This is a genomic window from Paenibacillus sp. FSL R7-0189, assembly GCF_037969925.1.
Classification (GTDB): domain Bacteria; phylum Bacillota; class Bacilli; order Paenibacillales; family Paenibacillaceae; genus Paenibacillus_AQ; species Paenibacillus_AQ odorifer.
Map to the genome: position 1 here is coordinate 5,841,911 of NZ_CP150223.1, position 15,881 is coordinate 5,857,791.

The window sequence follows — 15,881 nt, forward strand, 5'->3', positions numbered from 1 at the left end:
AAATCTTGAATTACTTAATCTCAATTCCGGCGCTGGCATAACCTGTTACAGTATTTATCAAGCTTAGACCGGAAGCCGTCGAAGAGAACACTAACATTAAGCGATCGCCAGCCTGAACAGCCGTATTTATGCCTTTGACTGATCCGTCACTAGTAGATCCAATAGAAATTATTCCTGTCAAACTAGGCGCCAAGGATACTGCTGAACCAATAATAGGTGTAAAACTGTTGCTATTACTATCCGCTTTATATATTTCTGCTTGAACGTTTATGGTCGTGCCTATTAAAGAAAACGCTAAAGTTGGGCTGAAAAAAGCATATATTGAAGTGATCGTACCATTACGTGGAACGATAAACGCTTGGTTGTACGGATCTTTTGTAGGATCAGAACCATTACTTCTGGTTAAATCTATTTTTCCACCTACTATACTAGCTCCTGAGTACGAACTGCCAAATCCAAGCATCGCAACTGTACCTTTTAATCCCCCGACGATTGTTGTTACAGTAATTGGTGATCCGGAAGAGAATGGAATTATAGTTGATGCGCCAGATGCCCCGGTAGCTCCGGTTACCCCTTGAATTCCTTGTACTCCCGTAGCTCCGGTTGCGCCAGTTACTCCTTGAACTCCTATTGCACCTGTAGCTCCGCTAGTTCCAGTCACCCCTTGAACTCCTTGTGCGCCTGTATCGCCAATTACGCCTTGAATTCCCTGAACTCCTTGTGCCCCGGTAGCTCCGGTTTCACCTTTAGAGACAAGCAGGGTAAAGTCGTTATTTATATCAGAAGGTACTCCAGATGGGTTGTTTATAGTAACGATGTAGATACTTCCTAAATAAGTAACGACTTGTCCTGCATGATAGGAAGTCGCTGAATTGAACGGAGCAATGCTATCAAGACCAATGCCAGTTGCGCCAGTCGATCCGGGAGCACCGGTTATCCCTTGAATACCCTGTGCACCCGTTACGCCAGTTGACCCCATCGCTCCATTAGCGCCAGTTGCACCGTTAGCACCCGTGGCACCAGTTGCCCCATTTGCTCCGGCTGCTCCAGTAGCCCCGACAGCACCAGCTGCTCCAGTTGCGCCAGTAGCTCCAACAGCCCCAGTAGCCCCGACAGCACCAGTTGCTCCAGTTGCGCCAGTAGCTCCAACAGCCCCAGTAGCTCCGACAGCACCAGTAGCCCCAGTAGCTCCAGTTGCGCCAGTAGCTCCAACAACCCCAATTGCCCCGACAGCTCCGGTTGCACCAGTGACACCTTGCGGTCCACTTGAACCAGATGCCCCATTTTGACCCGCTGGGCCGGTAGCACCTGTGTCTCCTTTTTCCCCTTTCGAACTAGTCTGGCCTACAGCCCCTAATCCCAACACTTCAACGAAGGATGCCATTCCTCCATTATGAATAAGCGTCACCAAAGACCCCGCAGGAAACACGCCCTTGCCATTGTCCCCGAACAGAACAGATTTGCTATTGATTTCGAACTTCTCTGTCTGATCGCTGCTGCTTAAGAGTTCGATCGAATTTTTGGACATCGAGACGACAGAGCCATGGATAATCCGATCGGATACCTTGCTCGCAAATATTTCAGTCTTAGACAAGATAGCTGCAAACTCGGCGCGAGTAGCCGTCTGCTTAGGCTTGAAAGTATTATTAGGGAAGCCAGATATGACCTTGCGGTTAACTGCGGCATTAATGTAGCCTGCTGCCCAGTCCGATGCGTCTGATGCATCCGAGAAACCTATGTCGCTATCCCTAAACTCGATAGCTTCGGATTCTTTGCCTGCAGCACGAATAATTAGACGTGTTATCCACTCTCGACTTGCTTGCTCTTTTCCCCAGATGACGGTGTTGGGTCTCACTTCCTCGCTTGGAATCACGAGGCCAATGTCAATCGCTTGCTGAATCCAAACAGTAGCCCAAGAATCTACGGTGAATGGCAGGCTGCCGCTAATAGCCTTAGGTTGCTCATATCCCATGAACCTGAGCACCATAACAACCGCTTCCTGATTCGTGACTGGTCGGTTAGGGCTAAAGTTTCCGGAACCGTCTCCTTCGATTACCCCAAGCGCGGAAGCTTTAGTGATATACTGATATGCCCATGAGGTAGAATCGACATCACTGTAAGCTGCTGCGCTTGCCCGGGGCAGAATACTGCTATAAGCAGGACTCAAGGGCGCAATCAATTGACTCATCAGAATAAATGCCATTGAGCTCTTGTAAGCTAACTGCTTGCCACTTTTCTTGCCACTTGCCTTCGTCCTCTTTAATCTTGCCATTACTAAATCCCCCTCAAATTTATAAAGTTATGTATTGCTTCAAATAATCGCGATTAACCATGACGCTCGGATAATCCGGTACATAGCCCCCAGCTATCTCATTGTGATAATGCGCTTGTTCGTATTGTCCTAAGCGATCGTAACAGACGCATAATTGCAAATGCGGCAGCCACGTCCATGCCGGAAGGTCTACTCTAGCGTTAGGCTCAGTCGGCTTTGGTACTTCCGTGGCTAGCTTGTACCAAAAAGCAGCATTCTCGAACCGTTGTTCGATTAGCTCATAAGACCCTAATTGACAACAGGCTTCGGCTCGGGGAGGCGACAAGGCAAAAGCTTGAAGTACTTTAAGCTTGGCTTCTTGAAAGAGACCTAATTGTGACAATGCATCTCCGGCACGCCGACTCGCAAGTAGCTTGTCCTCCAACCAGCCATTCGGCATGGCAATGAAGGCATCGTATTGCTCTATCGCTCGCTGCCATTGGCCGTGATCGTATAGCTCGTTGGCATAATAAAATAAATCCCGCGGAGTGAACCTCGTTTGCGCTTTCAACATCCCCTCATAGATGAGAAGATTACGCGAGGACTGCGTATGCTTTCGATCATGTGTTATGCCTAACTCGGCATAGAACACATTGCCTGCGACCTCAAGGTACTCATGAACGACTCCAATCCAACGGAATTCACAATTTCGTCTTAGAAGGCGATTACGTCTCAAGCTCGAAGTTACACTTCCGTCTTTGTCACGGTCGAGATAATAATGCATCGATACAGCATCGATATCCCATGGTAGATCGGATACGATGGACTGGAGAGCCTTTGCATCCTCTAACTGCAGATAATCGTCCGCATCCAACCACAGCAGGTACTCTTGAGTAGCGAGACTGAAGGCATAATTTCTTGCTTTGGAGAAATCGTTCACCCATTCGAAATCATAAACCCGTGCTCCATAAGATGTCGCGAGCTCTTTGGTTCCATCACTCGAACCTGTATCCACAATAATGATCTCATCGACAAGCTCCCTCACGCTGGATAAACAACGCCCTAAGGTGTACTCTTCGTTTTTTACGATCATGCATAGGCTGACAGTGACTTTCCTTGTGCCACTATACAAGGAAGAAGTTAAATCGAATCCCCACTTGCTTATGGCCATAGCACGATTTAAGATTAATCGGTTATTGTACCAATCAGGATCATTGGGATCTACTGAAGGAGGTTCATTCCGGAAGACTACGCATCCTTCGGCTATGTAAATATCCAGGTTCATAGATAACGTGCGATAACACAGATCGTCATCCTCGTAAGATTCGACCTCAAATCGCTCATCAAAGGACCCGATCTGCTCAAAGTAGCGACGGGGTATCATCATTAGTAAACTGACAAGTCTAGGAACCCGGGTCCAAGACATTGATTTCCCGATGGAAAGCATCGATGACGACTGATAGAGTTGCTCCATGTTCTGATATACAATCGGAATCCGTTGAGCGCCGCTAACATCATTCATCCTCGGACCCACGATTGCAGCATTGGAATGATGGTCCAGACAGCCCGACAACTGTTCTAACCATCCCTCGTTAACCATAATCTGATCGCGGATGAATACAAGATGATCTCCCGAAGATGACACCGCGCCCAGATTGAATGCTGCTGCAACCCCTTTGCTCCGGCTATGAATGACATGAACGCCGTATTCATACGCAAGGTAATTCGACACTTCGGCAGATTCGTTATCCGAGACGACAATCAGCTCATAGGACATAGACGTATATTTCTTAATCCGATCCAGACATTGTACGGTCAGGTTAAAGTGCTGAGCCAACAATATAATGCTAATATTCAATCGCTTTTCCTCCTATATTCGACATTTTCCCTAAATCTACCATTCTATTAGCGTTGCATTCAAGACAACCAAAGTTGCTATTAGCCAGTTTCACAAATAATGATAAGCTTAAAAAGACAGCCGGGTATGCAACTCTGCTCTATTAATGCAATAAATAATTTTTACAGAATGCAGGAAATTTCCACCTACTAATTCCGGCATGCAACGTATACCGTATTTGTTACGACTGGCAACGAAGGTATCGCTGTTTCCATATTCCAACAATATATATGTATAAAGAACATTTAAATAGTGTGGGTTGTCATCACTTTTGTCATATGACAATATGGTATTTAATGGGTTTTACATGAGTCGTTAATCATTTATCTGTTCCTATTGAGATTCAACATTCGATCGTCTTACAGAAAAAAACTGCCTCTGAGGGCAGTTTTTTTCTTAATATATCGTTTTTGCGAACGGTGAGAATGAACCTCTAAAGCGCTCTTGAATCGAAAATTTGCACAGTATTGGCTATATAACTCCAACACACCTGATAATGATTGAAATGGATAGAGATTTCATATTTCATATTCGGATTGTATTTTTTCTCAGGAAACTCTCATAAAAAAAAGGGTATCCCAAACTGGGACACCCTCTGATTAGCTTATCGTCTCACCCTCCGAGCAAAATCCACAAACTGAAATTTATCCAGCCGGTGTCTAGACTCGGTATATTGGTAAAGCACCGTGTTCTCCAAATAAACATAGTTTCGTACTACTACAATATGCGTAAAATTCTTCAAATCGAGCAGTCTATGATCCTCCTCTGTGGAAGGTTCAACAGATATCAGCTTCTTCGCATAACTGATCTTAAGGCCCAATTCCAGCTCCAGATATTCATAGATTGAGCCCTCGGCGATTTCCGCACTCAGGAAGGAAACGATATCCGCACGAAAATAATCCTTATCCAAAATGATCCGTTCACCTTCAATCTCTCTGGCACGAACAACCTTCCAAACCAGAGTTTCAGGTGGAATCTGCAGATGTCTGGCGAGAGCGGAGCCTGCCGGCTCTTGTATCGTCCGCTCTACCAGTGTCCGCGAGGCAGTACCCAGTGTATCGGCCATCTCTTTAAATGAAATCAAACCGGTAACGGGGAAATCCATTCGGGTCATGTCAAGCACAAAGGAGCCTCTTCCCTTAATTTTGTGAATATATCCTTCTCGGAAAAGTAGATTCAGCGCTTTGCGCACGGTCTCTCGTGAAGTGGCGTAAGCTTCGGCGAGTTCACTTTCGGAAGGCAGCTTGGTTCCCGGCAGCAGTTGTCCAGAATGGATTTGGTTGCTGTATTCATTATAAATTTGCAAATATTTATTTTCTCTCAATTTTGATCACCGCCCTTTATTGTATCACGTCATGCCTTTGGAAGCATCGATTCAATTGGAGGGGAATTCATAGCGTTGAACATATAAATTCTTATATTTATAGAAAAACAGCCCCCAAGGGGCTGTCTTTCTATAGTATAAAGTCTTTGCCAATATAGCCTTTATCAACCCTTGAGATGAATAGTCAAGACGCTTGTTTGTTTGGCCGTAGCTGGTCCGGTCTTCTCTTCAATCTTCTCGACCATCTCCTGACCTGCAGGAATGATGATTGGAGTAATCACCGGGTAACCTGCTGCGCGGATAGCTTCCATATCAAATTCTAGTAGAAGCTCGCCTGCCTGCACCTTATCACCAATATTCTTCAGGCTGGTAAAACCGCTACCTTTAAGCGCCACCGTGTTAATTCCAACGTGGATTAATACCTGAACACCGCTGGCATGCTCCAGTATAAGCGCATGTTTGCTCTTAATCACATGAGCTACTGTAGCATCAAAGGGAGCATATACTTTCCCCTCAGAAGGTTCGATTGCAATTCCCTCACCCATTTGCTTTTCAGCAAAGGCAGGATCGGGTACCTGTTCTAGCGATACTGCAGTTCCACTAAGCGGGGAGACAAGCTCCAGAATATTAACTGATTCCTGTGACCCTTGAACTGAATGACGGCTGCTCAATTCCTCTGGTTCGCTCGTAGTACTAGAAGCCTCTGTAGCTGTGTTCTTTTCGGAACGACCCACTACAGAACGTCCGTACAATACTGTGGCGGCAAATGGCACAACGAGAACAATAACCATACCTATAAAGAATACGCCCCACTGGTTCGGGAAAATCGAAAGGAAACCGGGAATTCCCCCTACGCCAATGGATGAAGCGCGAACCTGGTTAACGGTAAGGAGCATACCGGCAATTGCTGAGCCGATCATCCCGAAGATGAAAGGGTAGCGATAGCGGATATTCACCCCAAAGATTGCCGGTTCAGTCACGCCGAGGAATGCAGAGACGGAAGACGTAGCTGCCAAACCTTTTGCCTTTTGTTCTCTAACAACGAACATCATCGCCAGTGCCGCAGCGCCTTGTGCAATATTGGAGAGCGCCAGCATCGGCCAGAGGAAGGTGCCCCCCTCACTGCCGATGAGCTGTACATCGACTGCCAGGAAAGTATGATGCATCCCAGTGATGACCAGAAGTGCATAGAATCCACCATAGATCAAACCACCAAGGAGCGCAAAATGATCAAATACATAGATCAAACCCGAGGTGATAGCATTGGCAATGGCGAACGTAACCGGTCCGATAATGGTGAAGGCCAGAAAACCTGTAACCAGCAGGGTCACTGGAGCAACGACCAGTAGTTTAATGGAATCAAGCACCCGACGGTTGAGGAACTTCTCCAGTCTAGCCAGAATATAGGCCGAAACCAGTACAGGCAATACTTGCCCCTGATAACCGATCTTCTCCAAATGCCAGCCGAACAAATTCCAGGTCGGAACGGTTCCCTCAGTTGAAGCACTTGCATAACTGTAGGCACTTAATAGATCCGGGTGTACGAGAATGAGACCTAGCACGATCCCGAGCAGAGGACTGCCCCCGAAACGTGTAACAGCTGCCCAACCGATAAGTGCTGGTAAAAAGGTGAAGGCTGTGCTGGCAATCGTGTTAATAATCGCAGCAATGTCTTTCCATGCAGGATAGACATCTACCAATGACTTACTATCAAAAAAGATACCAGGTCCGGTCAAAATATTATTAATCCCAAGCAGCAAACCTGCGGTTACGATGGCCGGAAGAATCGGAATAAAAATATCAGCCAGTGTTTTGATCGCCCGCTGCAGTGGATTCTGTTTCCGTGCTGCCGCTGATTTCACGTCATCCTTGGAAGAGCGGGCACCACCAGTGATCTGAATCATTTCATCGTATACTTTATCTACAGTTCCTGGTCCGATAACGATCTGGAACTGCCCCTGCGTAGAGAATTGTCCTTTTACGAGTTCGTTACGGTCCAGGGCTTCCGAATCCACCTTGTTCTCGTCATACAGCGAGAATCTCAGCCGGGTTACACAATGCGTCGCAACTTCAATATTCTCCTTGCCCCCAACCGCCCGTACAATATCTTCAACATTTTTGCGGTCTATAGCCATATCTTCACTCCTTACAAAATTGATGTGTGCTCCTTCTTAAGTACACCTCGTTAGCGGACTAACCACATGTAGGAAGCATAAGGACTAAGCTGAAGCTTTTGTGTTAATTTAGGTGCATCTGCTGTATTCCCAATCAGAAGCTCGTCCTTACCACTTGGCGACAATTCAGACCAGTGATTATCTTCAAAGCGGAAAGAGATCTCTTTACTACTGAAGTTCGAGACCACAACAAGTGTCTCTTCATCGCCTGTTCTGGCGTATGCGAATACTTCGGGATGACCTTCATCGAGTCTCTTGAAAATACCTTCTATAAATATTTCATATTCCTTGCGTAGTGCAATCAGTTTACGGTAATGGTGGAAGATGGAACCAGTATTTTCCAGCTCCTTCTGCACATTGATGTTTGGATACCGCTCATCTACCTTCAACCATGGAGTACCAGTGGTAAATCCGGCATTCCGGCTGTCATCCCACTGCATCGGCGTACGTGAATTGTCCCGCGAACGTTCTTGGAGAATGCTGAGAGCAACCTCCGGGCTTTTCCCCTGTTCACACAGAATGCGGTACATATTTAGTGACTCAATGTCGCGGAACTCATCGATGCTTTTCCATACCGGATTCGGCATACCGATTTCTTCCCCTTGATATACATAAGGTGTTCCCTGAAGGCCATGCAGAGTTGTCGCGAGCAGCTTGGCGCTTTCCACACGGTAAACCTTATCATCAGTGAATCTGGAAAGGGCACGTGGTTGATCATGATTGTTAAAAAATAGTGCGTTCCAGCCTCCGCCTTTCTGCATTCCAGTCTGCCACTGCGAGAACAACCGTTTCATTGCCTCGAAATCATAAGGCATCAGTTCCCACTTCTGTCCATTCGGATAGTCGACTTTTAAATGATGAAAATTGAAGGTCATGGAAAATTCCCGCTCTTCGGGACTTGAGTACCGGATACAATGCTCCAGTGTAGTTGAGGACATCTCTCCTACAGTCACCATCTCAAACGGACCAAACACCTCTTTATACATTGCTTTGATGTATTCATGGACCTGTGGACCGTCAGTATAGAATTTACGTCCATCCCCCGGTGGAACACTCCCGTCATCGTTAGGGAAGCGCTGATCTTTGGAGATTAAATTAATTACATCCATGCGGAAGCCGTCGACACCCTTTTTAGCCCAGAATAACATCATATCATTCACTGCTCTACGTACCTTCTCATTCTCCCAATTCAGATCCGCCTGGGTTTTATCGAAGAGAGTAAGATAATATTGTCCCGAAGTTTCGTCGAACTGCCAGGCAGGACCCCCGAACTTCGACTGCCAGTTGTTGGGTAAGCCCCCGTCCGGAGCCGGATCCTTCCAGATATAGTAATCACGGTAAGGGTTGTTCCTGCTTGAAATGGACTGTTTGAACCACTCATGTTCAGTCGAAGTATGGTTAACCACGATATCGATCATTAGCTTCATTTCGCGTCTATGCAATTCCTGTACTAGCTCGTCAAAATCCTCCATCGTACCGAAATCCGGGTTGATATTTTCATAATCTGCTACATCGTAACCGTTATCATGTTGCGGCGAAACATAAACCGGCTGTAACCAGACAATATCGATTCCAAGCTTCTGCAAATAATCTAATTTCTCAATAAGTCCTTTAATATCTCCTGTTCCGTTGCCTGTAGTGTCCTTAAAGCTCTTCGGGTACACCTGATACACCGTGGAGCGGCGCCACCATTCCGAATACTGGGACTGACTCAAGTTGAACACCTCCAAAAAGAATTCTTTATTTCAACCATTAAACCTGTATATACAAGTTCAAACACTTTAAACCTGTATATACAGGTTGTCAACACTATTACTATCGAAGGAGTGGCATGAGTAGAAACTAGATTATTTATAACGTTGTATTAGAATGCGATTCATCGAAAAAAGGATTAACGACAGGTGGCTATAAAATTAACCCCTTTAATAATTGATTATTACCCTAATAATTGATCCGTAATAACAAAAAAAGCCGCTTACTCGGCAGCTTTTTAGATACGAAGATATGTAGATAAAAAAACAAACAGGATACCTTTTACTAATACAAGTTAGGTACCCTGTTTCTATTCAAAGTGTCTATTCAAATTAAGTTTATTTAAGCTCCTGTAGGAGACTCTGACCAAATTGGGGCATGGTCACAACAAAGTTATCAGCAACTGTTGCTCCAATATCCGAAAAAGTCTTCGATATAGGCAACTCACCTTGTCGATTGAAACTCTTACTGTAGAGGAGTAAAGGAACATATTCACGGGTGTGATCCGTGCCCGCATGAATGGGATCATTCCCATGGTCTGCCGTAATTATAAGAAGATCATCTTCACATAGCTCCGCTAGAACTTCATGTAATCGATCGTCAAATCCTTCTAGCGCTTTCCCATACCCGATCGGATCTCTACGATGGCCATAAAGTGCATCAAAATCAACAAGATTCAAGAAACTAAGTCCTGTAAAATCAGTATGAAGGGTCTCCAAAAGTTTATCCATGCCATCCATGTTAGACACTGTACGCAAAGACTTGGTGACACCCTCCCCATCGTATATATCTGAGATCTTGCCAATCGCTAGTACATCGAACCCGGCATCCTTGAGCTCATTCATCACGGTTCTTCCATAAGGCTTCAAGGCATAATCATGACGGTTCGATGTTCTTTTGAAATTTCCGGGCTGCCCGAGGAATGGTCTAGCAATCACTCTGCCTAGCATGTACTCCTCACGTAAAGTAATCTCTCTGGTAATCTCGCAGATTTGATACAGTTCTTCTAAAGGAATAACCTCTTCATGAGCCGCAATCTGAATCACGGAATCTGCTGAAGTATAGACAATGAGTGCACCTGTGTTCATATGCTCTTGTCCAAGCTCATCGAGAATAGCTGTGCCACTAGCGGGTTTATTCCCAATCACCTTTCGTCCTGTTCTTTCTTCTAATTCATTAATTAATTCATAAGGAAATCCTTCAGGAAACACTTTGAAAGGAACGTCAATTCGTAGGCCCATGATTTCCCAGTGACCTGTCATCGTATCCTTTCCATTAGAAGCTTCCTGCATTTTGGTCCAATAAGCTAAAGGGCGCTCTACTTTGGGAACTCCGGGTATTGGGTCAATATGACTTAACCCTAGCTTGGATAACGCAGGAACATGTAGCCCATTCATTTTTTCTGCAATATGCCGTAATGTATGTGATCCTGCATCCCCAAACTTTTCAGCATCTGGAGCTTCACCAATGCCTACAGAATCCATAACGATGACGAAAATCCGCTTAAACCGGGGTGTTTGTTTCATGTTAATACTCCTTGCTACAACTAGAATATGATACCGATAATCAAAGCTGATAAAACGCTTACAAGTGTGGCGCCAAATAACAGCTTTAATCCAAATCGTGCGACGATATTCCCTTGCTTTTCATTCAATCCCTTCACTGCACCCACAATGGTACCAATCGACCCAAAGTTAGCAAATGAGATTAGAAAAACGGAGACAATGGCTGTAGTACGGCCACTTAAACCTTCTTGAATCTTAACAAAGTCAAGCATAGCAACGAATTCATTCGCAACAAGCTTTGTCGCCATAATACTACCGGCCTCAACAGCTTCATGCCATGGCACACCGATAAGAAAGGCGATGGGTGCAAAGACGTAGCCTAACACTCCTTGGAACGAGATTCCGAATATGCCACTGAAGACCCCGTTAATCAAAGCAATGATTCCCACAAAACCAACTAACATTACCCCAACTACTATGGCTACTTTAAAGCCATCCATAATATATTCGCCCAGCATTTCAAAAAACGTTTGTTTTTCTTCTACCTGAACTTCAACAATATCTTCTTCAGGTGTAACTTCATACGGATTAATGATGGATGAAATGATAAATCCGCCAAATAGGTTCAATATCAATGCAGCTACTACATACCGAGGTTCTAGCATCGTCATATAGGAACCAACGATTGACATGGATACCGTAGACATTGCAGACGCACATAATGTATACAAGCGATGTTTCGGCAATAGTCCAAGCTGGTTTTTCACTGAAATAAACACTTCATTTTGTCCGACAATTGCGGCTGCAACTGCATTATAAGATTCCAATTTACCCATGCCATTTATTTTACTCAGTACCAGTCCAATATACTTTATAATGAATGGCAGTATTTTGTAATGTTGCAAAATCCCTATCAATGCTGACATAAAAACAATGGGCATCAAAACATAAAGGAAAAATGTATGCGCCCCTTCATTTGCAATCCCGCCAAACACAAAGTCAGTACCTTCATTGGCGTATCCAAGTAATTTTGCAAAACTATCAGCAAACCCTTTAATCAAAAATTCTCCAATGCTCGTTTTTAGGATAATTAATCCCAAACCTATCTGAATAGCAATCATTACAATGATTGGACGATATTTAATCTTTTTCTTATTGTTACTTCCTAGCCATGCCAGTAATAGAACAATAACCAGACCAGCAATAGAAATTAGATAATGCATTTTTAGCCCTCCAAATTATCGGTTAATTTTCTTGGAATCCTCATATCGAAATGCATCTTTCCACATTAACCCTTGTTCCAAAATAATCGCTAACAGGCTTCCGCATATTAATCCATTATTTAAAATGGCTATCACGATCGGAGATAAATGGGCCGTAGCTGATGCAGGAATAAACATTAAACCTACACCCACTAAAAGGGAAAGCCCACTGACAATAAATGTTCGCTCTTCATGAATAACCTTTTTCAATTCCTTTAGCGCTAGTCCGACCATCTTCACAAAAATGACGAAGGTAACAGAATAGCCTATGGGAGCTGGAATCGCAGATATGAAATTCATCATAGGCGGAAACAAGGATATTGAGATCACTAAGCTGCAGCCTATTAAAAATGATCTGCGCTCCCTCATCCCTGTTTGTTCAACATATCCCGCCGCTCCCGAAATAGGGACTGAGCCGATCGCTCCTAAACCACCACTAATAAGATGCGTAATTCCAGAAGTAAACCCGGCGCGCAAATAACGACGATGATCCCCTTGCTTGGGTTTCATAACGGTCTCCATCAAACGGATGGATGCCACTGCATTGGTTATTAATAATAGGGTTAGTAAAAATGCAGTAGTAATTGTCCCGGCATCGAATCGGGGTTTTCCAAATGGGAATATTTCCGGCAGCTTAAATAGAGTATCCGCACGAGAAACCGCCGGCATACTACCGCAGATTATAAATAATAGGCAGCCTATCACTATACTGAAAATTATTGAAAACTGGCTGAGTAATACAAAGCGGCTGTTGCCTAACCAAAAGGTAATGCAGACCACAATCACACTAAGGATGAATACTTTAACATCTAACATGGTGTGGGATATGGTAATCCCCATCATCCCTTTCATAAAAGATCCGCTTAATTGAAAGATCAATAAAAGTAAATAAATAAAGGTGATGGTGGGAGTAAATAGACGAGCGATTTTATCCATTAGCTTAAATGCTGAAATTAGGATAAATAACACTCCGCTAATGATCATCGCTCCACTTAAAGCCTGTAAAGCGCCGTTGTTAGAGGAATATAGTCCCCCCACTAAACTCGCGTAAATGGTAAAAATGCTCCACCATAACCCTGCCGGACCTTCATGAATAGGGAATTTATGACCCATCAGGCCTTGTGAAAATCCAGCTATTGCTAAAGTAATCATGGTGCTCTGAATGAGTCCGGAAGTCTCTATGGGTGTTAAGTTATATAAATCTGCGATAGCAATGGGTGCAGCAATTGCACCAGCGATCATAAAAATCATCCACTGCAATCCTGACAGTATTACCTTCATTTCTTTCTCACTCTCTTTTCTAACAACACTACACTCTTATCAATAAATCAGCCTTCAATGACTGTGTTAAGAGCTACTTCGACCATTTCATAAAAGGATTGTTCACTTTCTTTATGAGTTAGGTGTTCCTGTCTTAACAATTGACTGCCGACGGTCAAAATCGATAAAGCTTTTACACCATATTTAGCGGCTAAAGTGTATAGGGCGGTACTTTCCATTTCTACAGCTAATACACCGAAATCCATAAACTTGTGAAGCCGATCTAAATTTTCACGATAAAATTCATCAGAATTATAGATGTTACCAACAAACACATTGGCATTTTTAGCTTGTGCTTGTTGATATGCTTTCATTAGCAATGAGAAATCTGCCGTTGGTGCAAAATTACAGCCATGAAAGATCTTTTCCGTCATATTACTGTCTGAAGATACTGCTTGGGCTAATATAATATCGCGGATATTGATTTCTTCCTGCATCGCGCCACATGTACCAATGCGAATCAATTTCTTAACTTCATAATCGACGATCAATTCTGTCGCGTAGATACTCATCGATGGATTTCCCATCCCTGTACCCTGAACCGACACAGGCACACCCTTGTATAATCCAGTGTATCCATACATCCCTCTTACTTCGTTATAACAATAAGCCTCCTCTAAAAAGTGTTCTGCCACAAACTTTGCACGCAAGGGATCTCCTGGGAGCAAAACGAGCTCTGCTATTTCTCCCTTATTTGCACCTAAATGCCTACTCATAGTTCTTCCTCCAACTTTTAATAGTAAACTGAGGTTTACCGAAATCGCTTTCCACTTGCCGTCAAGTAAAATCAGTTTCGAAACTAGATTGAGCATAAGGTTTTTTAACATTACAAACTAGACCAAAAACTTACGGAGCTTACGGAAAATAATTGGTCAAATTATAAAAGCAGTTCTTTACGAATGTTGTCTAAGTCTCTTTTAGAGGGGATCGTAGAAATAATAACAACAGGCACTGTCTTTAATGCAACCGGGATATTACTAATGACAAGATCGATATTATTTTGCTGCATGATCTCGTCGGTCAGGCCTTTCATTATGGAAGTATTAAGGATCAACTGATCCCCAATTTCTTTTTTTATCAAATCTGCTATGTAATGACGAATTGAAAATTCTTCCCCGATCACTAAAAAAGCCCTCTTACTTTTGTAACGTAAACTCGAGCGGACAATTAAGGTTAGCTTTGTTAAATGAAAGTGATTAAACAAAACAGAAGGGTAAGTTTTATTCCACGTTTGCATACAGGTTTGCAATTCTTGATAAATCTGCTGGCACTCCTTTTGAACATATGTTGTTAAATGACTTGTTGAAATCATCATCCATTCAGGAATGGCATTTTCGATTAATAGCTTGTCAAAGAACCCGTAAATCTCCAAAATAAACCGTTCTTGCATATGCAAGTTCGGGTATACCTTTGCTAATAACATTAGAAGCAGATTCCCCATTTGATATTCTTCTTTATCCTTATGTAATTCTACTTCTTTCATCGGAGTGATCTCTGACCCTTCATAATAATGATATTGGCTGAGACTAACCATGGATTGCATAAAGAATATTTCACTGTTTGGAAATTTAAGGGACAGCTTGTCCTCAAGACGTTTTGCAATAGTTTTCACTGGAAAATAAAACATCCCCTTTTCCCAAGGGTAAGCATTTTCGTCGATTTTCACACATTTTCCTTTAGCCACTCTTTCTATAACAATGGCCAACAAAAACGATAATCTCCTTTTGGAATTGATAAAATATACAATGTTATTCTCATTTTCTATATTTGTGATTAACTGATTAATATAAGCAAAATCAACATTCGCAAAGGGCCAGCCTGTAAACTCATACGCATCACAATATAACTTCCAATAAAAATATCGAATATTCATTTCATTCCCTTTGATCATGGGGGTAGAAAAACTAATGCGTAGCTTATAAGCTTTTAGATCATCATTATTTAATTGCACAATCAATTTCTTCAAAGACGAGGTACTCATAAACATGGCTTCGGAGAGCTCCTCCACAGACAGTCGCCCTACATTCGTAAACAAAAAATCCATCAGCCGATAAAAGATGGTTTGTCTGAACATAGAAGAAATCACTTCACTAATCGTACTTCGCCCATCACGTTGAAGAACTATTCCCTTTCCTCTAGAAACCTCAATGGTTACAGTAGATGGTAATTGCTTGCTGATTTCCTCCACCATCTTCCGGATGGTCTTATCAGAGATCCCTAAACTTTTTTCAATTTCCGCTAAGGTAAACCATCTATGTTCCGTATCAAGCAGCGTTAATAGTTGACTAGCTAAATTAAATCCCTTATCCATTTTTCTACACCCACTTCAATTTCGTTTTAATTTTTATAGTATAAACAAATTCGCAACCATAACCCTATTATTTTTCAATAAAAAA

General features: G+C 43.2%; 10 protein-coding genes. All 10 read right to left on the bottom strand.

From position 1 onward, the window contains the following. Positions 1 to 10: 10 nt before the first annotated feature. The 10 genes from MKY63_RS25615 to MKY63_RS25660 all read right to left on the bottom strand — a co-directional run bounded on the left by MKY63_RS25615 (position 11) and on the right by MKY63_RS25660 (position 15,796). Entirely contained in the window at positions 11 to 2,272 is a 2,262-nt protein-coding gene (locus MKY63_RS25615; RefSeq protein ID WP_076274537.1) for an exosporium glycoprotein BclB-related protein, read from the bottom strand. Between the two features lie 19 nt (positions 2,273 to 2,291). After that, on the bottom strand, positions 2,292 to 4,109 hold the full coding sequence (locus MKY63_RS25620) for a glycosyltransferase (RefSeq protein ID WP_081389269.1): 1,818 nt from the start codon (positions 4,107 to 4,109) through the stop codon (positions 2,292 to 2,294). A gap of 643 nt (positions 4,110 to 4,752) precedes the next feature. After that, complete coding sequence (gene treR / locus MKY63_RS25625) at positions 4,753 to 5,472, bottom strand: trehalose operon repressor (protein WP_038571269.1); 720 nt, start codon at positions 5,470 to 5,472, stop codon at positions 4,753 to 4,755. Between the two features lie 164 nt (positions 5,473 to 5,636). Beyond that, positions 5,637 to 7,607, bottom strand: a complete 1,971-nt coding sequence (gene treP / locus MKY63_RS25630) for a PTS system trehalose-specific EIIBC component (RefSeq protein WP_076272597.1) — start codon at positions 7,605 to 7,607, stop codon at positions 5,637 to 5,639. 50 nt (positions 7,608 to 7,657) lie between these two features. Beyond that, complete coding sequence (gene treC, locus MKY63_RS25635; protein ID WP_076274536.1) at positions 7,658 to 9,361, bottom strand: alpha,alpha-phosphotrehalase; 1,704 nt, start codon at positions 9,359 to 9,361, stop codon at positions 7,658 to 7,660. Between the two features lie 375 nt (positions 9,362 to 9,736). After that, complete coding sequence (deoB, locus tag MKY63_RS25640) at positions 9,737 to 10,924, bottom strand: phosphopentomutase (protein ID WP_076274535.1); 1,188 nt, start codon at positions 10,922 to 10,924, stop codon at positions 9,737 to 9,739. A 20-nt stretch (positions 10,925 to 10,944) separates the two neighbouring features. Continuing rightward, complete coding sequence (locus MKY63_RS25645) at positions 10,945 to 12,126, bottom strand: NupC/NupG family nucleoside CNT transporter (protein ID WP_036677141.1); 1,182 nt, start codon at positions 12,124 to 12,126, stop codon at positions 10,945 to 10,947. Between the two features lie 15 nt (positions 12,127 to 12,141). Further along, positions 12,142 to 13,446 carry a purine/pyrimidine permease gene (locus MKY63_RS25650; RefSeq protein WP_076274534.1) on the bottom strand — a complete coding sequence of 435 codons (1,305 nt, stop codon included), beginning with the start codon at positions 13,444 to 13,446 and terminating at the stop codon, positions 12,142 to 12,144. 47 nt (positions 13,447 to 13,493) lie between these two features. After that, positions 13,494 to 14,201 (bottom strand): purine-nucleoside phosphorylase, encoded by a 708-nt coding sequence (gene deoD / locus MKY63_RS25655; protein WP_036677145.1) that lies wholly within the window; start codon positions 14,199 to 14,201, stop codon positions 13,494 to 13,496. Between the two features lie 161 nt (positions 14,202 to 14,362). Next, complete coding sequence (locus tag MKY63_RS25660; protein ID WP_036677148.1) at positions 14,363 to 15,796, bottom strand: helix-turn-helix domain-containing protein; 1,434 nt, start codon at positions 15,794 to 15,796, stop codon at positions 14,363 to 14,365. Positions 15,797 to 15,881 lie beyond the last annotated feature (85 nt).

Excerpts from the sequence above, each read along its gene's own strand:
- MKY63_RS25615 (WP_076274537.1), bottom strand. The coding sequence starts at position 2,272 with ATGGCAAGATTAAAGAGGACGAAGGCAAGTGGCAAGAAAAGTGGCAAG.
- treP (WP_076272597.1), bottom strand. The coding sequence starts at position 7,607 with ATGGCTATAGACCGCAAAAATGTTGAAGATATTGTACGGGCGGTTGGG.
- deoB (WP_076274535.1), bottom strand. The coding sequence starts at position 10,924 with ATGAAACAAACACCCCGGTTTAAGCGGATTTTCGTCATCGTTATGGAT.
- MKY63_RS25645 (WP_036677141.1), bottom strand. The coding sequence starts at position 12,126 with ATGCATTATCTAATTTCTATTGCTGGTCTGGTTATTGTTCTATTACTG.
- MKY63_RS25650 (WP_076274534.1), bottom strand. The coding sequence starts at position 13,446 with ATGAAGGTAATACTGTCAGGATTGCAGTGGATGATTTTTATGATCGCT.
- deoD (WP_036677145.1), bottom strand. The coding sequence starts at position 14,201 with ATGAGTAGGCATTTAGGTGCAAATAAGGGAGAAATAGCAGAGCTCGTT.
- MKY63_RS25660 (WP_036677148.1), bottom strand. The coding sequence starts at position 15,796 with ATGGATAAGGGATTTAATTTAGCTAGTCAACTATTAACGCTGCTTGAT.